Origin of the sequence: Streptomyces sp. NPDC004266 (genome assembly GCF_042874095.1) — a bacterium.
GTDB lineage: Bacteria > Actinomycetota > Actinomycetes > Streptomycetales > Streptomycetaceae > Streptomyces.
Map to the genome: position 1 here is coordinate 64929 of NZ_JBIAMM010000002.1, position 17555 is coordinate 82483.

Annotated in this window: 19 protein-coding genes; 5 read left to right on the forward strand and 14 right to left on the reverse strand. The window is 72.0% G+C overall.

Annotated elements, in window-relative coordinates; genetic code table 11:
* Positions 1-70 precede the first annotated feature (70 nt).
* The 4 genes from hpt to dacB form a co-directional block, all read right to left on the reverse strand.
* Complete coding sequence (gene hpt, locus ACFYUZ_RS05010; RefSeq protein WP_030219931.1) at positions 71-610, reverse strand: hypoxanthine phosphoribosyltransferase; 540 nt, start codon at positions 608-610, stop codon at positions 71-73.
* Positions 611-651: 41 nt separating this feature from the next.
* Entirely contained in the window at positions 652-1650 is a 999-nt protein-coding gene (tilS, locus tag ACFYUZ_RS05015; protein WP_389306392.1) for a tRNA lysidine(34) synthetase TilS, read from the reverse strand.
* Positions 1651-1858: 208 nt separating this feature from the next.
* On the reverse strand, positions 1859-2998 hold the full coding sequence (locus tag ACFYUZ_RS05020; RefSeq protein WP_389306394.1) for a zinc-dependent metalloprotease: 1140 nt from the start codon (positions 2996-2998) through the stop codon (positions 1859-1861).
* 82 nt (positions 2999-3080) lie between these two features.
* Positions 3081-4478: a D-alanyl-D-alanine carboxypeptidase/D-alanyl-D-alanine-endopeptidase gene (dacB, locus tag ACFYUZ_RS05025; RefSeq protein ID WP_389306396.1), complete on the reverse strand. Its 1398-nt coding sequence runs from the start codon at positions 4476-4478 to the stop codon at positions 3081-3083.
* 102 nt (positions 4479-4580) lie between these two features.
* Here dacB and ACFYUZ_RS05030 point away from each other — a divergent pair, with 102 nt between their 5' ends.
* Both ACFYUZ_RS05030 and ACFYUZ_RS05035 read left to right on the forward strand, forming a co-directional pair.
* Positions 4581-5072: an inorganic diphosphatase gene (locus ACFYUZ_RS05030; protein ID WP_123453014.1), complete on the forward strand. Its 492-nt coding sequence runs from the start codon at positions 4581-4583 to the stop codon at positions 5070-5072.
* Between the two features lie 118 nt (positions 5073-5190).
* Positions 5191-6843: a threonine/serine exporter family protein gene (locus ACFYUZ_RS05035; RefSeq protein WP_389307009.1), complete on the forward strand. Its 1653-nt coding sequence runs from the start codon at positions 5191-5193 to the stop codon at positions 6841-6843.
* 7 nt (positions 6844-6850) lie between these two features.
* On the opposite strand, the gene ACFYUZ_RS05040 is transcribed toward ACFYUZ_RS05035, so the two are convergent.
* Entirely contained in the window at positions 6851-7552 is a 702-nt protein-coding gene (locus ACFYUZ_RS05040) for a DedA family protein (protein WP_389306398.1), read from the reverse strand.
* A 151-nt stretch (positions 7553-7703) separates the two neighbouring features.
* Here ACFYUZ_RS05040 and ACFYUZ_RS05045 point away from each other — a divergent pair, with 151 nt between their 5' ends.
* Positions 7704-8072, forward strand: coding sequence for a YbjQ family protein (locus ACFYUZ_RS05045; protein WP_389306400.1), 369 nt, complete (start codon positions 7704-7706; stop codon positions 8070-8072).
* Between the two features lie 170 nt (positions 8073-8242).
* Here the strand turns inward: ACFYUZ_RS05045 and ACFYUZ_RS05050 are convergent, their stop codons facing one another.
* A complete protein-coding gene (locus ACFYUZ_RS05050; protein ID WP_389306402.1) occupies positions 8243-9004 on the reverse strand; it encodes a MerR family transcriptional regulator in 762 nt (253 codons plus the stop codon).
* 149 nt (positions 9005-9153) lie between these two features.
* Here ACFYUZ_RS05050 and ACFYUZ_RS05055 point away from each other — a divergent pair, with 149 nt between their 5' ends.
* Positions 9154-10428: an ion channel protein gene (locus ACFYUZ_RS05055; protein WP_389306403.1), complete on the forward strand. Its 1275-nt coding sequence runs from the start codon at positions 9154-9156 to the stop codon at positions 10426-10428.
* 31 nt (positions 10429-10459) lie between these two features.
* Here the strand turns inward: ACFYUZ_RS05055 and ACFYUZ_RS05060 are convergent, their stop codons facing one another.
* The 6 genes from ACFYUZ_RS05060 to ACFYUZ_RS05085 all read right to left on the reverse strand — a co-directional run bounded on the left by ACFYUZ_RS05060 (position 10460) and on the right by ACFYUZ_RS05085 (position 16022).
* The gene (locus ACFYUZ_RS05060; RefSeq protein ID WP_389307010.1) at positions 10460-11188 is read right to left on the reverse strand and encodes an ABC transporter permease; all 729 of its coding nucleotides are present in this window, start codon (positions 11186-11188) and stop codon (positions 10460-10462) included.
* A gap of 98 nt (positions 11189-11286) precedes the next feature.
* Positions 11287-12237, reverse strand: a complete 951-nt coding sequence (locus tag ACFYUZ_RS05065; RefSeq protein ID WP_389306405.1) for an ATP-binding cassette domain-containing protein — start codon at positions 12235-12237, stop codon at positions 11287-11289.
* 89 nt (positions 12238-12326) lie between these two features.
* On the reverse strand, positions 12327-12941 hold the full coding sequence (locus ACFYUZ_RS05070) for a PadR family transcriptional regulator (protein WP_389306407.1): 615 nt from the start codon (positions 12939-12941) through the stop codon (positions 12327-12329).
* A 23-nt stretch (positions 12942-12964) separates the two neighbouring features.
* Positions 12965-13507 carry a DinB family protein gene (locus ACFYUZ_RS05075; protein WP_389306409.1) on the reverse strand — a complete coding sequence of 181 codons (543 nt, stop codon included), beginning with the start codon at positions 13505-13507 and terminating at the stop codon, positions 12965-12967.
* 121 nt (positions 13508-13628) lie between these two features.
* Positions 13629-15086 carry an aldehyde dehydrogenase family protein gene (locus ACFYUZ_RS05080; RefSeq protein WP_389306411.1) on the reverse strand — a complete coding sequence of 486 codons (1458 nt, stop codon included), beginning with the start codon at positions 15084-15086 and terminating at the stop codon, positions 13629-13631.
* 63 nt (positions 15087-15149) lie between these two features.
* Positions 15150-16022, reverse strand: coding sequence for a helix-turn-helix domain-containing protein (locus ACFYUZ_RS05085; RefSeq protein ID WP_389306413.1), 873 nt, complete (start codon positions 16020-16022; stop codon positions 15150-15152).
* 329 nt (positions 16023-16351) lie between these two features.
* Between ACFYUZ_RS05085 and ACFYUZ_RS05090 the strand changes: the two genes are divergently transcribed.
* Positions 16352-16849 carry an ATP-binding protein gene (locus ACFYUZ_RS05090; protein ID WP_389306415.1) on the forward strand — a complete coding sequence of 166 codons (498 nt, stop codon included), beginning with the start codon at positions 16352-16354 and terminating at the stop codon, positions 16847-16849.
* 106 nt (positions 16850-16955) lie between these two features.
* On the opposite strand, the gene ACFYUZ_RS05095 is transcribed toward ACFYUZ_RS05090, so the two are convergent.
* Both ACFYUZ_RS05095 and rpmG read right to left on the reverse strand, forming a co-directional pair.
* Positions 16956-17168, reverse strand: coding sequence for a DUF397 domain-containing protein (locus ACFYUZ_RS05095; RefSeq protein ID WP_063992029.1), 213 nt, complete (start codon positions 17166-17168; stop codon positions 16956-16958).
* Between the two features lie 196 nt (positions 17169-17364).
* Positions 17365-17529 (reverse strand): 50S ribosomal protein L33, encoded by a 165-nt coding sequence (rpmG, locus tag ACFYUZ_RS05100; protein ID WP_389306417.1) that lies wholly within the window; start codon positions 17527-17529, stop codon positions 17365-17367.
* Positions 17530-17555 lie beyond the last annotated feature (26 nt).

Consider the following 17555-nt stretch of genomic DNA (forward strand, 5'->3'; position numbering starts at 1 on the left):
GTCGCCCGCGACCGCCTTCCCGTGGTTCAACGGAGGGAAGGCGGTGCGGGTTCCCCGAGGGGCCGAGTTCTCAGCCGCCGTAGACGTGCGGGGCGAGCGTGCCGACGAACGGGAGGTTCCGGTACTTCTCGGCGTAGTCGAGGCCGTAGCCGACGACGAACTCGTTGGGGATGTCGAAGCCGATCCACTTGACGTCGATGGCGACCTTCGCGGCCTCCGGCTTGCGCAGGAGGGTGCACACCTCGAGGGAGGCGGGCTCGCGGGAGCCGAGGTTCGACAGCAGCCAGGACAGGGTCAGGCCGGAGTCGATGATGTCCTCGACGATCAGGACGTGCTTGCCCTTGATGTCGGTGTCGAGGTCCTTGAGGATCCGGACGACGCCGGAGGACTGGGTGCCCGCACCGTAGGAGGAGACGGCCATCCAGTCCATGGTGACGGGGGTGGAAAGGGCGCGAGCCAGATCCGCCATCACCATCACGGCGCCCTTGAGGACGCCGACGATGAGCAGGTCCTTGCCCGCGTATTCCGCGTCGATCTTCGCGGCCAGCTCTGCCAGCTTGGCGTCGATCTCTTCCTTGGTGATGAGCACCGACTGGAGGTCGGTGCCCATGTCCTTCTCGTTCACCCGGGTCACTTTCGTTGCAGCGTGCGTCAGCCTTGCCGGATAACCAGTCTGCCACCCTGGCGGCGGGCTTCGACGCGGCCGGGCAGGTTGATGGCTCCCTGGCCGCGCCAGCCGGTGATGAGCCGGTCGACTTCTTCGATGTGCCGGGCGAAGAGGGAGCCGGCGGGTGCGCCCTCGGCGATGACGGCGCGGCGCAGGACCCGGCGGCGTACGGCGGGGGGCAGCCCGAAGAGTTTGGCGCATTCGAGGGCGCCCGCCTCGTCGCGTACGGCGGTCTCGGCGTCGGCGGCCCAGGTGTCGAGGGCGTCGGCGTCGTCGCGGGAGAGCTGGGCCGTTCGGGCGAGGGCTTCGACGACGCCCTTGCCGAGGGCCTTCTCGAGGGCGGGGAGGCCTTCGTGGCGGAGCCGGGAGCGGGTGTAGGCGGGGTCGCTGTTGTGGGGGTCGTCCCAGACGGCGAGCTCCTGCGCGATGCAGGCCTTGCGGACGGTCTGGCGGTCGAGCTGGAGGAAGGGGCGGCGGTAGCGGCCGGAGGTGCCGGAGACGGCGGCCATGCCGGAGAGGGAGCGGATGCCGGAGCCGCGGGCGAGGCCGAGGAGAACGGTTTCGGCCTGGTCGTCCCGGGTGTGGCCGAGGAGGACGGCGGTGGCGCCGTGGCGTTCGGCGGCGGCGTCGAGGGCGGCGTACCGGGCGTCGCGGGCGGCGGCTTCGGGCCCTCCTTCGCGGCCGACGGTGACGGCGACGGCCTCGGCGGGGGTGAGGCCGAGGGCGGTCATGCGCCCGGCGACCTCGGTGGCCCGGGTGTCGGAGCCGTCCTGGAGGCCGTGGTCGACGGTGATGCCGCCGGCGCGTACGGGGAGTTTGCGGGCCTCGAAGGCGAGGGCGGAGGCGAGTGCCATGGAGTCGGCGCCGCCGGAGCAGGCGACGAGCACGAGCGGTTCGTGGCCGGTCGTGTGGTCGGTGAGGACGTCGTGGAGTACGCGGCGGACCGCCAGGCGTATCGCCGCGACCGCAGGATGGGGACCCATGTCCGGTGCCCTTCGTGATGGGGGTGGGGTGCCTCGGTCGGAGTCTTAACGGTCGGAAAGGGGGGTTCGGTCACTCAGAGTGCGTCGATGGTGACAGAAACCCGGCCGTTACCCGAGCATTGCACGCCTCACCCCCTGCTCAGGGTCCCTCGGATGGGTGATTGGTGGGGTGTTCTGACATGTTCCTGTGTCGTGTGCCGCATCCGCCTCAGGAGTCTGCCTTACGGTGCACCCTCGCGATCCAGTCGGCGGGTGCGGCGATCTCGGCCTTGGTGGGGAGCGTGTTGGGCGAGGTCCACACGCGGTTGAAGCCGTCCATGCCGACCTGGTCGACGACGGAGCGGACGAAGCGTTCGCCGTCGCGGTACTGGCGGAGCTTGGCGTCGAGGCCGAGGAGTCGGCGCAGGGCGAGGTCGAGGCGGGAGGCGCCGCGGGCGCGGCGGGCCTGGAACTTCTCGCGGATCTCGGCGACGGAGGGGACGACCTGGGGTCCGACGCCGTCCATGACGTAGTCGGCGTGGCCTTCGAGCAGCGACATGACGGCGGTGAGGCGGCCGAGGATCTCGCGTTGTTCGGGTGTCTGGACGAGTTCGACGAGGGAGGGGGAGGGTTCGCCCTCCTCTCCTTCGGGGCGGCCGCCGGCGAGGGTCTGGACGGCTTCGCGGAGGCGTTCGACGACGGTGCCGGGGTCGACGTCGGTGGCGGCGAGGAACGACTGGATCTCGCCCTGGAGGTGGTCGCGCAGCCAGGGGACGCCGGTGAACTGGGTGCGGTGGGTCTCCTCGTGGAGGCAGACCCAGAGGCGGAAGTCGTGGGGGGAGACGTCGAGTTCCCGTTCGACGTGGACGATGTTGGGGGCGACGAGGAGGAGGCGTCCGCCGCCGTCGGCGCCGGCGGGGAGGTCGCGGGTGGCGGGGGCGAAGGTCTCGTACTGGCCGAGGATGCGGGAGGCGAGGAAGGACAGCAGCATGCCGAGTTCGACGCCGGTGACCTTGCCGCCGACGGCGCCGAGCATGGCGCTGCCGGGGGTGGCGGAGCGGCGTTCCTGCATCTTGCCGAGGAGCGGGGTGAGGAGTTCGCGGAAGCCCGCCACGTTGGCCTTGATCCAGCCGGCGCGGTCGACGACGAGGACGGGGGTGTCGTGGGGTTCGGTGCCCTCGGGGATCATCCGGGTGTAGGCGCGGACGTGTTCCTCGGAGGCCTTGGCGTGTCTGCGGAGTTCGGCGACGACCTCGCGGGCCTCGTCGCGGCTGACTTCGGGTCCGGGCCGCACGAGGCGGGTCGCGGTCGCGACCGCGAGGTTCCAGTCGACCATCCCGGATGTGCCTGCGCCACCGATGCTCGTCATGCGTCAACCGTACGGGTTCGGCGCCTGTTCGGTCAGGGTTCGGTGCGGTTCGGACACGGGTGGGCGGGGGGTGGGGCGGTGGTCAGTTCTGGCCGGCGAGGGCGGCGGAGAGCCGGTCCAGGGCGGGCTGCGCCTCGTACGGCGAAGTGGTGCGGCCGGCGAGGAACGCGAAGGCGAGGAGGCGTCCGTCGGGGGTGACGACGGTTCCGGCGAGCGTGTTGACGCCGGTGAGGGTGCCGGTCTTGGCGCGGACGAGCCCGGCGCCCGCGGGGGCGGTGTCGAAGCGGCCGGCGAGGGTGCCGGTGAAGCCGCCGACGGGCAGTCCGGTGAGGAGGGGGCGCAGGGCGGGGTGGGCGGGGTCGGCCGCTCGGGTGAGGAGGCCGGTGAGGAGGGCGGCGGAGACGCGGTCGCGGCGGTCGAGTCCGCTGCCGTCGGCGAAGCGGGCGCCGGTGACGGGGAGGCGGAGGCGGGCGAGCTCGTCGTGCACGGCCTTCTCGGCGCCCTGGAAGCTGGCGGGCTGTCTGCGGGCGAGGGCGGTCTGCCGGGCGAGGGCCTCGGCGAGGTCGTTGTCGCTGTTCGTGAGGGTCCGCTCGACGAGGTCGGCGAGGGGGGCGGAGTACGTACGGGCGAGGGGGGCGCCCTTGGGGGTGGGTCCGGGGGCGGGGCTCCCGGTGATCTCGATTCCGGCCCGGGTGAGGAGTTCCGCGAAGGCGGTGGCGGTGTCGCGGGCCGGGTCGGCGGTGCGGGGGGCGGGGCCGCCGGTGCTGTCGTCGAGGCGTCCTTCGCGGGTCATGAGGGCGACGACGGGGGCGAGGTTCTCGTTGGGGCCGATGGGGTGGAGTGCGGGGCCCCGGTAGAGGCTCGTGTCGTAGGCGAGGCGTACGGAGGTGCGGCCGCGGGTCCTGAGGGCGCGGGCGGTGTCGGCGGCGAGGGTTCCCAGGCGGGCGGGGTCGAGGGTGGGGTCGCCGCCGCCGGTGAGGGTGACGCTTCCGCCGTCGGGGGCGGCGGTGACGGTGGTGGGGATGCGGTGGTCGGGGCCGAGGGCGGAGAGCGCGGCCGCGGTGGTGGCGATCTTGACGGTGGAGGCGGGGGTCATGGGGGTGCCGGCGCCCTCGCCGTAGAGCTGCTCCCCGGTGGCGGTGTCGACGACGGAGGCGGTGCGGAGCGTGCCGAGGCCGGGGTCGGCGAGGAGGGGGACGAGGACGGTGGCGAGGTCGGCGGCGTGCGCGGCGGGGGCGGGGGCGTGCAGGGCGGTGAGGACGCCGGGGGCGCTGGGCGCGGGCGCGGGCTGGCGGGGCGCGGCGGGCGCCGGGGGCGGGGCGTGACGCGTGCCACCCGCCGCGGGGGCGGCGGCGCGGGCCCGCTCGGCCGTACGCTGGCCTCCGTCCCACGGTCCGGCCGCGGTCACCGCGACGGCGGCCAGGACGAGACCGAGGGCGGCGGAGCCCGCCGTGAGCTGCCACGTCCTCGGCTCCGGCATTGCTGACCAGCCCCTTTCGCGATCACACACGTGCGTGAGGGACACTTAATCACCGCGCGTCGTCGCGAGCATTCACTTGTGTTGATTCAGGAGGAGCCACCCGTGGAGTTCGACGTTCTCATCGAGATCCCGAAGGGATCGCGGAACAAGTACGAGGTCGACCACGAGACCGGTCGCATCCGCCTGGACCGTCGTCTCTTCACGTCGACGGCCTACCCGACCGACTACGGCTACGTGGAGAACACCCTCGGTGAGGACGGCGACCCGCTGGACGCGCTCGTCATCCTCGACGAGCCCACCTTCCCGGGCTGCCTGATCAAGTGCCGCGCCATCGGCATGTTCCGCATGACGGACGAGGCCGGCGGCGACGACAAGCTGCTGTGCGTCCCGGCGACGGACCCGCGCATGGAGCACCTGCGCGACATCCACCACGTGGCCGAGTTCGACCGCCTGGAGATCCAGCACTTCTTCGAGGTCTACAAGGACCTGGAGCCGGGCAAGTCGGTCGAGGGCGCGGACTGGGTGGGTCGCGCCGAGGCCGAGGCCGAGATCGAGAAGTCGTTCGCGCGCGCCAAGGAGCAGGGCGGCCACTGAGCCCCGTGCCCCTCGGGTCGTGTGAAGGCGGTGCACCTCTTGGGGTGCACCGCCTTTCGCGTGTCTGTCGCACCTTCATACTGGAATCCAGGATTCCCCGGGGATGAGGGCGGAGGGCGTGGTGGCGGAGCCGGAGGACGGTGCTCCTGAGGACCGGAAGCCGCAGTCGGACGAGGCGCGGAGCGCGTTCGTGCCGCCGGCGGGGGTGGAGCAGCCGACGCCGCCCGAGGAGGAGCACCCGACCTCGGAGTTCGCTCTTCCGCCCGGTCTGGTGCCGGAGCCGCCGCAGGAGCCGGAGGGCTCGGCGTTCGCGCCTCCCGCCACGTACTCGGCGAAGGACTCGCCGCCCGCCTTCACCCCGGCGTACGGGGTGCCGCTGGTGCGGCTCTCGAAGGACGCGCCGTGGCAGGACCGGATGCGGACGATGCTGCGGCTGCCGGTGGGCGAGCGGCCGGTGCCGGAGGCGCCGCGCAAGGAGGACGAGTCCGGGCCCTCGGTGCCGCGCGTGCTCGACCTGGCGCTGCGCATCGGCGAGCTGCTGCTCGCGGGCGGGGAGGGCGCGGAGGACGTCGAGGCGGCGATGTTCGCGATCTGCCGCTCGTACGGTCTGGACCGGGTGGAGCCGACGGTCACCTTCACGCTGCTGTCCGTCACCTACCAGCCCTCGCTGGTGGACGACCCGGTCACGGCGAACCGGACGGTGCGCCGCCGGGGCACGGACTACACGCGGCTCGCGGCCGTCTACCAGCTGCTGGCGGACATCAACGCGCAGGCGCACGAGGTGACGCCGGAGGAGGCGTACCGGCGGCTCGCGGAGATCCGGCGGAACCGGCACCCGTACCCGGGCTGGGCGCTGACGGCGGCGGCCGGCGTCCTGGCCGGTGCGGCCTCGGTGCTGCTGGGCGGCGGTCCGACGGTGTTCTTCGTGGCGGCCCTCGGCGCGGTCCTCGGCGACCGGCTGGCGTGGCTGTTCGCGGGGCGCGGGATGCCGGAGTTCTACCAGTTCCTGGTGGCGGCGATGCCGCCGGCGGCGATGGGGGTGCTCCTGACGCTGCTGCACGCGGACCTGCGGCCCTCGGCGGTGATCACCGGTGGGCTGTTCGCGCTGATCCCGGGGCGGGCGCTGGTCGCGGCCGTGCAGGACGGTCTGACCGGCTTCTACATCACGGCCTCGGCCCGGCTCCTGGAGGTCGCGTACTTCTTCGTCGCGATCGTGGTGGGCGTGCTGTCGGTGCTGTACGTGGCGGTGCAGTTCGACGCGCAGCTGAATCCGGAGGGGGTGCTGCGGCCGGTGGAGCGGCCGGTGGTGCAGATCCTGGCGTCGATGGTGCTGTGCGCGACCTTCGCGATCCTGCTGCAGCAGTCGCGGGCGACGGTGCTCTTCGCGACGCTGAACGGCGGGGTGGCGTGGGTGGTGTACGCGTCGATCGCGGTGACCGCCGAGGCCTCGGCGGTGATGGCGACGGCGGTGGCGGCCGGTCTGGTGGGCCTCTTCGGGCAGCTGATCGCCCGCTACCACCACACCTCGTCGCTGCCGTACGTGACGGCGGCGATCGGGCCGCTGCTGCCCGGTTCGGCGACGTACTTCGGGGTGCTCGCGATCGCCCAGCACAACCTGGACCAGGGTTTCGCCTCGCTGGCGAAGGCGGCGGCGCTCGCCCTGGCGATCGCGATCGGCGTGAACCTGGGGAGCGAGCTGGCCCGCCTGTTCATGCAGGCCCCGGGCGCGGCGGCGGCACGGCGCGCGGCGAAGCGCACCCGGGGCTTCTAGCTCGGTCCTACCGCTTGGCGTGGCGGCCGCGGGAGCCCGGCGGGTTCGGGGTGCCGGGGGCGTCGTGGTCGCTGCGGGGCGGGGTCTTCTTCGACTGGGAGCGGGCCCGGAGGAGCTCGATCACGACGGGAACCACGGAGATCAGGACGATCCCGACGAGGATCAGCTCGATGTGCTTGTGGACGAACTCGACCTTGCCGAGGGCGGAGCCGAGCAGGGTCACGCCCGCGCCCCACAGCAGGCCGCCGATGAGGTTGAAGATGATGAACGAGCGGTAGTTCATCCGGCTCACGCCGGCGATGATCGGCGTGAACGTCCGGACGATGGGCACGAAGCGGGCCAGGATCAGCGACTTCGGTCCGTGCTTCTCGAAGAACTCGTGCGCCTTCTCGACGTTCTCCTGCTTGAAGAGCTTGGAGTCGGGGCGCTTGAAGAGGGACGGGCCGACCTTCCGGCCGAAGAGGTAGCCGACCTGGTCGCCGAGGACGGCGGCGACCACCACCAGGGTGCACACCAGCCACAGCGGCGTGTCGAGCTTGTTGGTGGTGACGAGCAGGCCGGTCGTGAAGAGCAGCGAGTCGCCGGGCAGGAAGAACCCGATGAGGAGGCCGGACTCGGCGAAGACGATGACCAGGACACCGATCAGACCGAAGGTCTGGATCAGATAGTCCGGGTCCAGCCAGCTCGGTCCGAGGGCAAGCGTGTTCACGGGTTCCGGGCTCCTGCGGTCGGTGGGGGCTTGGGGGACGACTGGCCCCAAGCTATCAACGCGGACCGCGAGCACCCGGTTCCACCCGGCTCCCACGGGATGCGGACCCGCCGGACCGGCCCGAGGCTTGGGGGTCAGGAGGTGCATGCCGATGGGCATCGACGAGTACGGGGGCGGCCAGGGGCCGCACCCCGACGTGCTGGTCGTGACGACGAACGACGTGCCGGGCTTCGAGGTCCGGCAGGTGATCGGTGAGGTCTTCGGGCTCACCGTCCGCTCCCGCCATCTGGGCAGCCAGATCGGCGCGGGGCTGAAGTCGATGGTCGGCGGTGAGCTGAAGGGTCTGACCAAGACCCTCGTGCAGACCCGCAACCAGGCCATGGAGCGCCTGGTGGAGCAGGCGAAGGCGCGCGGCGCGAACGCCGTGCTCATGTTCCGCTTCGACGTGACGGAAGCGGCGGACGTGGGCACGGAGGTCTGCGCGTACGGCACGGCGGTGGTGATCGCGCCGCGCGCCTGAGGCACCGCGTGGGCGCGGCCGGGCGGGCGGCGCGGCCGGGCGGGCGGCGCGGCCGGGCGGGCGGCGCGGCCGGGCGGGCGGCGCGGCCGGGCGGGCGGCGCGGCCGGGCGGGCGGCGCGGCCCCGCCCGCCCGGGGCGGTGTCCGGACGGGCGGGGCCGGGCGCGGTCGGTCAGGCCGCCCGGCGCTCGGCGTTCGCCCGGACGGCCTCCCGCAGGTGCTCGGGGAGGCCGGGGTGGATCGCCTCGTAGAACGCGTGGAAGTTCTCGTCGGCGACGTACATCTCGGCGAGCTCCACATGGGTCCTGGGGTGGCACTCGAAGAACCAGGTGGTGAGGTGGCGGCGGTGGGCCTCGGCGAGGTCCATCGCCTCCTCCGACCCCGGGTCCCGGCCCTCGCCCATCAGGGCGGCGTAGGCGGCGCCCCAGGCGTCCACCTCGTCCTTCATCCGCTGCCAGTCCTCCTTGCCGTACGCGGCGGCGCGGGCACGGGCCTGCTCGTGGGAGTGGGAGCCGCCCCAGCGGCGGGCGGTCTCGGCCGCGAACCGGTCGGGGTCCTTGTCCCCGAAGACCTCGAACTTCTCCTCGGGAGTGAGGTTGATGCCCATCTTCTTCGCCTCCATGGCGTGCTCGACGGCCGCCGCCATCCTCTGGAGCTCGCCGATCCGCGCGGTCAGCAGCACGTGCTGTCGCCGCAGGTGCTCCCGCGGGTCGGCGTGCGGGTCGTCGAGGAGGACGGCGACCTCTTCGAGGGGGAAGCCGAGCTCCCGGTAGAACAGGATCTGCTGGAGCCGGTCGAGGTCCGCGTCGTCGTAGCGGCGGTGGCCCGCCGTGCTGCGGCCGCCCGGCGAGAGCAGCCCGATCGCGTCGTAGTGGTGCAGGGTGCGCACCGTGACCCCGGCGAAGCCGGCCACCTGTCCCACGGAGTAGCCCATCGGCCGTCCGCCCCTTTCTCTGTCGGTACGCCGTTCAGCCTGGGTCCTGACGCGACGTGAGGTGCAAGTGCCCGCCCGGGTGCCGGCCTCGCCGCCCCCGACGAGCGGTTCGGGGCATTACGCCCCTTTCACTCACTTATGGTGGGCCGGTGGCCACCGATCATGCTCCGCCTCCCGTGGAGGCGCCCGTCCGGATCCTGCTCCCCCAGATCCTGCCCGCCCTGGTCGTCGGGGTGGGGGCGAGCCTGCTGTTCCTCGGGATCAGCGCCCTCGCCGAGAAGTTCCAGGGCGTGCTCTGGGACGACCTGCCGGACGCGCTCGGCATCGGGAACCACTCCGCCCCCTGGACGATCGCCATGCTCACGGCGACGGGCGTCGCCGTGGGGCTCGTGGTGTGGAAGGTGCCCGGCCACGCCGGACCCGACCCGGCCTCCGAGGGGCTCGGCGGAGCACCGCTCGCCCCGGGGGTGGTGCCGGGGCTGCTGCTGGCGAGCACCCTCTCGCTGGCCGGCGGCGTCAGCCTCGGCCCCGAGAATCCGATCATCGCCTCCAACATCGCCCTCGCCTTCTGGCTCGGCGGCAAGGCGGCACCCGCCATGCCGGGCGCCGTCTGGGTCTCGCTCGCCTCGGCCGCCACCATCGGCGCCCTCTTCGGCACCCCGGTGGCGGCCGCCCTCGTCCTCTCCGAGGCCCTGGTCGGCCGGCCGGGCCGCGGCTCCCTCTGGGACCGGCTCTTCGCCCCCCTCGTCGCCGCCGGCGCCGGGGCGATGACCACCGAGCTGATCTCCGAGCCCAGTTTCGACGTGGGGCTCCCGCCGCTGACCGACCCCGGCCTCGTCGACCTCCTCGCCGCCCTGGTGATCGCCTCCGCCGCGGCCGTCCTCGGCCTCGCCTCCTGCTACCTCTTCCCCCGCCTCCACGCCGCCTTCCGGCGCCTGCGGCACCCCATGCTGATGCTGCCCCTCGGCGGGCTGGTCCTCGGCCTCCTGGGCGCCCTCGGCGGGAAGGAGACCCTCTTCAAGGGCCTGGAGGAGACCAAGGAGCTCACCGCCTCGATCGGCGCCTGGTCCTCCGGCGAGCTCGCCAAGTTCGCCGTCGTCAAGCTCCTGGCCCTGCTCGTCGCCGCCTCCTGCGGCTTCCGGGGCGGCCGGATCTTCCCCGCCGTCTTCATCGGAGCGTCGTTCGGACTGCTCGCCCAGGCCCTCGTCCCCGAGGTCCAGCCGGCCGTCGCCGTCTCCTCCGCCGTCCTCGGCGTCCTGCTCGCCACCACCCGGCAGGGCTGGATCAGCCTCTTCACGGGCGCCGCCCTCGCCGCCTCCCCCGCGGTGCTCTCCCTCCTCTGCCTGGCCTCGCTCCCCGCCTGGCTGATCGTCACCGGCCGCCCGCAGCTCGAACTCGACCACCAGGGCAACGCCCTGCGCTGACCGCGGCCCCGCACACCCGCCTCCGCGCCGGCTACCTCCCGAGCCGCCCGAACCTCCGCACCGCCAGCGGGAGGAAGAGCGCCAGGAGCGCCAGCGGCCACACCACCGCCGCCGTCAGGTGTCCCGGCTCGCCGCCAGGATTGCCGAAGAGGTCGCGCACGGCCGTCGCGGTCGCCGACATCGGGTTCCACTCCACGACCGTGCCGAGCCAGCCCGGCATCGAGTCCGGCGAGGCGAAGGCGTTGGAGAGGAAGCCGACCGGCCAGACCAGGATCTGCACGGCCTGCACCAGCTCCGCCCGTCCCGCGACCAGGGCCAGGAAGATCCCGATCCACAGCATCGCGAAGCGCAGCAGGAGCAGCAGCCCCAGCGCGCCGAGGGCGGCTCCCGGGCCGCCGTCCGCCCGCCAGCCGATCGCGCATCCCACGCCGACCAGCACGAGGAGTCCCACCGCCGACTGGAGCATGTCGGCGGCCGCCCGCCCCACGAGGACCGCCCCGTCGGCCATCGGCATCGAGCGGAACCGGTCGATCACGCCCTTGTCCAGATCCCGCGTCACCGCCGTCATCGTGCCTTCGAGGCCGAAGGCCATGGTCAGCGTGAGCATCCCGGGCACCAGGTAGTCGACGTAGTCGCCGTCGACGGTCCGCCCGCCGCCGACCAGATAGCCGAACATCAGCAGCAGCATCACCGGGAAGACGAGCCCCACGAGGACCTGCACCGGCTGCCGCGCCCAGTGGGCGAGTTCGCGCCGGGTCATCGTCAGGCAGTCGCTCACCACGTACGCCACGCCCGCCCCCGACACCGCCGCCTCCGCCGTCCCCGCCACGCCCGGCCCCGCCTCCGGTCGTACCGCGCTCATGCCGCCGCCTCCTTCTCACGTCCGGTCAGGTGCAGGAAGACCTCGTCCAGCGTCGGCCGCCGCAGCGCGATGTCCTCCGCCTCGATCCCGGCCGCGCCGAGCGCCCGGACGGTCTCGGCGAGGGCGGCCGTCCGGTCCGCGACCGGTGCGCTGAGCCGCCGCCGGTCGGCGTCCACGACCACCTCCGCCCGCTCCACGGGCAGCAGGCCGGCCGCCTCGTCGAGCCGCGCCGCGTCCCGGACGACCACGTCGAGGCGGTCGGCGCCCACGCGCGCCTTGAGCCGGTCGGGCGTGCCCTCGGCGACGACCCTGCCCCGGTCCACGACCGAGATCCGGTCGGCGAGCCGGTCGGCCTCCTCCAGGTACTGCGTGGTCAGCAGGACGGTCGTGCCCCCGCCGACCAGGGAGCGCACGGCCTCCCAGACCTCCCTGCGCCCCCGGGGGTCGAGGCCGGTCGTCGGCTCGTCGAGGAAGAGCACCTGGGGGTCGGTGATCAGCGAGGCGGCCAGGTCGAGCCGCCGCCGCATGCCGCCGCTGTACTGCCGGACGGGCTTGCGGCCGGTGTCCGCGAGGCCGAAGCGCTCCAGGAGCTCGTCGGCCCGGGTGCCGGCCCGCCGGGCGCCCAGGTGGTGGAGCCTGCCGAACATCTCCAGGTTCTGCCGGCCGCCCAGCTCCTCGTCCAGTGCGGCGTGCTGCCCGAGGAGCCCGATCCGCCGCCGCACCTCCCGGGCCCCGGTCCGTACGTCGTGTCCCGCGACCCGCACCAGGCCCTCGTCGTGCCGCAGCAGGGTCGCCAGGATCCTCACGGTCGTGGTCTTGCCCGCGCCGTTGGGGCCGAGGAGTCCGTGGACGGTGCCCCGCCCGACGGCGAGGTCGAGCCCGTCCAGGGCGTCCTTCCGGCCGTACCGCTTCCGCGCGCCCTCCACGAGGACCGCTTCCGATGACATCCGCTTCCTCCCGAAACCTCTTAGTCAAATTTGACCAGTGGTCGATGACGGAGGAGGGTATGCCCTCGCGAGGCGTTAATCAAACTTGATTAGCTCGCATACGGGTTCTCCTCGCCCTCCGCGAGCACCCCGACGAAGGCCTCGCCCTCGCCCGCGAAGACGTAGGCCCCGCCCTCGATCCGCTCGATCAGACCGAGCGTCCACTCCTTGCCGGCGTCCGCCGAGTGGACCCAGAAGTGCATGATCTCGCCGATGTGCCCGAGCTGCTCCGGGCCGCCCTCCGGCGTGTAGTACCCGGTGACCTCCGCCCGCCACGCGTCGAGCGCCGACACCCGCCGGCGCAGCAGCTCCACGGCCTCCTCGCGGGGCAGGTCCACCATGAAGCCGATGGCCGCCGACAGGACGTCCGTCTTCTGGTCGTACGTGGTCAGCGCCTCGCGCAGCAGCGCGAAGTACTCCTCCGCGCCGGCCTCCGTCAGCTCGTACTCGACGCGCGGCGGCCCGCCCACCGTGCTCGGCGCGACCTCGTGCGCGTGCAGCAGCCCCTGCTTCGCCATCTGCTTCAGCGCGTGGTAGATCGAGCCGGGTTTGGCGTGGGACCACTCGTGCGCGCCCCAGTACTCCAGGTCGTTGCGGACCTGGTAGCCGTGGGCGCGGCCGTGCTGCTTGACCGCGCCCAGGACGAGAAGACGGATCGCCGACATGCGCCCATGTTAGTCAACCTTGACTAAGCGGTGCCGTTCTCCTCCGCGATCAGGTCGAAGGAGCCCTTGCCGTCCAGCGACTCGCGGACGATGTCCGCGTGGCCGGCGTGCCGGCCCATCTCCTGGACCAGGTGCAGCAGCATCCAGCGCACCGACACCCGCCCGTCCTTCGGGAACCAGGGCGCGGGCGGCAGCGGGAAGGTGTCGTCCAGGCTCGGCACGGAGCGGACGAACGCCTCCGTCTGCTTCGCCACGTCCTCCCAGAACGCCAGGACGCCGGGGATCGTCTCGTCGTCGACGAGACGGAAGGCCTCGCCCCAGGTCTCCTGCGAGCGCTGCCTCTCGTTCGGCTGCTGCTGGGCCAGCCGCAGCCAGGTCAGCTCCACCTCGGCCACGTGCTTGACCAGGCCGGAGAGGCTGAGCTCGCTGGCGCTGGGGCGGCTCGCCGCCTGCTCCTCGGTGAGGCCGAGGAGCGAGCGGCGGAGCGCGGCGCGCTGCGCCTCGACGAAGTTGAGGAACGCTCCGCGCTCGTCGCCGGGCTGCTCCGCGGGAACAAGGGCCACCATGGTGGGTCCGCCTTCCGTGACTGTGGCTTTTCGACACCGACCACGCTACGGACCCTTGCGGACAGGTGCTGTCCGCAAGGGGGAATCGGGGGGAGGATTCCGCGGGAGATCCCGAAGGGGATCAGAAGGGGAACCGGCTGCGGCCGTGCTGGATCGAGATCCACTTCTGGGTGGTGAAGGACTCCACCATCGCCTCGCCGTTGAGCCGCCCCACGCCCGAGTGCTTCTCGCCGCCGAAGGGCACGATCGGCTCGTCGTGCACGGTGCCGTCGTTGATGTGGATCATGCCGGTGTGGATGCGCTTGGCGACCCGTACGCCCCGCTCGACGTCCCCCGTGTGGACGGCGCCGCTGAGCCCGTACGGCGTGTCGTTGGCGATCCGCACGGCCTCCTCCTCGCCGTCGAAGGGGACGATCAGCGCGACCGGGCCGAAGATCTCCTGGCTCAGGACCGGGGCGTCGGCGGCGAGGCCGGTGAGGACGGACGGGGAGACCAGGTTGCCGTCGACCGTGCCGTGCAGCAGGGCCGTCGCGCCGGCCGCCACCGTCTGGTCGACGAGCGAGGAGACGGACTCCGCCTGCCGGGAGTTGATGAGGGGGCCGATGTGGGTGGCGGGGTCGGCCGGGTCGCCGACGCGGAGGGTCTTCACCTTCGCCACGAACTTCTCGGTGAACTCCTCCTCCAGGGAGCGGTCCACCAGGATGCGGTTGGCGGCCATGCAGACCTGGCCCTGGTGCACGAAGCGGCTGAAGACGGCCGCGTCCACCGCGTAGTCCACGTCGGCGTCGTCGAGGACGATCAGGGCGCTGTTGCCGCCGAGTTCGAGGACGGCGTGCTTGAAGTTCTGCGCGCAGACCGTGGCGACGTGGCGGCCGACCTCGTCGGAGCCGGTGAAGGAGATGACCTTCGGGACCGGGTGGGTCAGGAGCGCGTCGCCGATCTCGGCGATGTCGGTGACCACGACGTTCAGCAGGCCGGCCGGCAGACCGGCCTCCTCCAGGACCTTCGCGACCAGCGTGCCGCCGCAGATCGGGGTGTTCTGGTGCGGCTTGAGGACGACGGCGTTGCCCAGCGCGAGCGCGGGCGCGACCGACTTGAGGGAGAGGAGGAAGGGGAAGTTGAAGGGGGATATGACGCCGACGACGCCGACCGGGACGCGGTAGACCCGGTTCTCCTTGCCGTCCACCGGGGACGGCAGGATGCGGCCCTCGGGGCGCAGCGCCAGCTGGATCGCCTCGCGCAGGAACTCCTTGGCGAGGTGCAGCTCGAAGGCCGCCTTGAGCCGGGTGCCGCCGAGCTCGGCGACGATCGTCTCGGCGATCTCCTCCTCGCGGTCCTCGACGATCCGCAGCGCGCGCTCGAAGACGAGCCGGCGGGTGTAGGGGTTGGTCTCGGCCCACGCGGTCTGGGCGCGCTCGGCGGCCCGGTAGGCGCGGTCGACCTCGTCGGCGGTGGCGACGGTGATCGACGCCAGCTTCTCCCCGGTGTACGGGTTGAAGTCGATGATGTCCCACGAACCGCTGCCGGGCTTCCACTCGCCGTCGATGTACTGGTGGGCCAGGTCGGTGAAGTGCGACATGGTTGAAGACCCCTCTACCCGCTACCTGCAGTGCGACTGATGTGGCGTCATCGTACTGATGTGTCAGGAGAGTTGGAGGAGCCCACGGAGAAGGTCCCGGCTTTCGGCCGGATCCGGACCTTCCCCCTGGAGCTTCTCCATCACCCGGCGGTACTGGGCGACCTCCTCGCGCTTGTCGAGGTAGAGGGCGCTGGTGAGCTGTTCGAGGTAGACGATGTCGGAGAGGTCGGACTCGGGGAAGCTCAGCATCGTGAAGGCGCCGCTCTCGCCGGCATGACCGCCGTGACTGAAGGGCATGACCTGGAGCGTGACGCCCGGGTGTTCGGAGATCTCGATGAGGTGCCTCAACTGCCCCCGCATGACCGAGCGGTCACCATAGGGACGGCGCAGCGCGGCCTCGTCGAGGACGGCGTGGAACTGCGGGGCGCGCTCGGAGACCAGGACCTTCTGGCGCTCCAGGCGCAGGGCGACCCGGCGGTCGATCTCGGCGCGCGGGGCGTCGGGCATGCCGCGGGTGACGACGGCCTGGGCGTAGTCCTCGGTCTGCAACAGGCCGTGGACGAACTGCACTTCGTAGACGCGGATGAGGGAGGCGGCGCCCTCCAGGCCGATGTACGTCTGGAACCAGCCGGGCAGCACGTCGCCGAAGCTGTGCCACCAGCCGGCGACGTTGGCCTCGCGGGCGAGCCCGAGGAGCGCGCCGCGCTCGGCCTCGTCCCCCACGCCGTAGAGGGTGAGCAGGTCCTCGACGTCCCTGGCCTTGAAGCTCACCCTTCCCAACTCCATACGGCTGATCTTGGATTCGGACGCGCGGATCGAATAACCGGCAGCCTCGCGGGTGATCCCGCGCGACTCGCGCAGCCGCCTCAGCTGGGAGCCCAGCAGGATGCGTCGCACCACGCTCCCGCTCGCTCCGCTCGATTCGCCTGCGGTCACGGCTCTTCGCCTCCCCTTCACGGTGTCGAGCCCCCGTCGAGCCCCGGATTCTGCCATCAAACGCTTCAGCGCGTACACATTCGATTACGGAAAGGCGGCGACTTCCGGGCATCCGCACGCACACTGCGTGCAGATCGCGGGAAGTTCCCCTCATCGTGTGGACGACTTATGCACAGATTCGGCACGGGGGCGGACAGGTCCGGCGCGTGCACGTGCATCTGCCCTTGCATCCAGTGGACGCATTCGGAACCATGGAGCCCGCGCAGCCGCGTACTCGTTCGTGTTGTCGTGTTGTCGCACCACAGTCGCGATTCCCGGGAGTGCCTCGCATGGGGACGAATGGATCGACCGTGCTCGAGCCGTTACGGCAGGGCCTTCCGCCGATCGATCCCGGCGCCGTCTCCACCTCCGCCTCCTGCGCCCTGCCCGCCCGGTACGAAGCCGTGCGCGGGGCCCGCAAGTTCACCAGCGCCACGCTCGACCGCTGGGAACTGACGGAGCGCTTCGACGACGTGGCCCTGGTCGTCTCCGAACTCGTCACCAACGCGCTGCGGCACGCCGTACCCGCCGACGCGCCGCAGGAAGAAGTCCAGAACCCGCCGGTCCGGCTGCACCTGATGCGCTGGGCCTCGCGCCTGGTGTGCGCCGTGCGCGACCCCAGCCGGGAGAGCCCGGAGGCGCGCGGCGGCGAGGAGGACTTCTCCGCCGAGTCGGGGCGCGGCCTGTTCCTGGTGGACTCGTTCAGCGACAGCTGGGGCTGGCACCCGCTCGCCGGGACGCTCCAGGGCAAGGTGGTGTGGGCGCTGTTCCGGATCGGACCGGAGTAGCGGCCGCCCCACGCGGAACACGGGGAAGGGCCCCGGCGCCATGCGCCGGGGCCCTTCCCGTATGCCGTGCGTCTTCGCGCTCGGTCCTCGTGCTTGGTCCTCGTGCTCACACCAGGTGGTCGAACTCCCCGTCCTTGACGCCCAGCAGGAGTGCCTCTATCTCCGCCGGCGTGTAGACGAGTGCGGGCCCGTCGGGGTGGCGCGAGTTGCGCACGGCGACGTCGCCCCCCGGCAGCTTCGCGAACTCCACACAGGATCCCTGGGAGTTGCTGTGCCGGCTCTTCTGCCACACGACCCCTCGCAGCTCCGTGGCCGCCATGCCGTTGTACGCGTGATGCGCATGATGCACTGGTAGCTCCCCGAGTTGCTTGGTGCAGGTGTCAACTTCCTCGGATCATAGCTGTGTTCATATGCCGATGCATGAGCAGATGCACGTGCACAGGGGGTGGCGTAGCGGCTACGCGACGGAGAGTTCTACCGGCGAGTATCCCCGCCGGGCCGCGACCGCGGCGAGGTCAGCGCTCCTCTCGGAAATCGACGTGCCGGCCGGCGACCGGGTCGAACTTGCGCAGGTTGAGACGGTCGGGGTCGTTGCGGCGGTTCTTGCGGGTGACGTAGGTGAATCCGGTTCCGGCGGTGGAACGGAGCTTCACGACGGGTCGGAGTTCATTGCGTGCCATGCCGTGCAGATTAAATGAAAACGAAT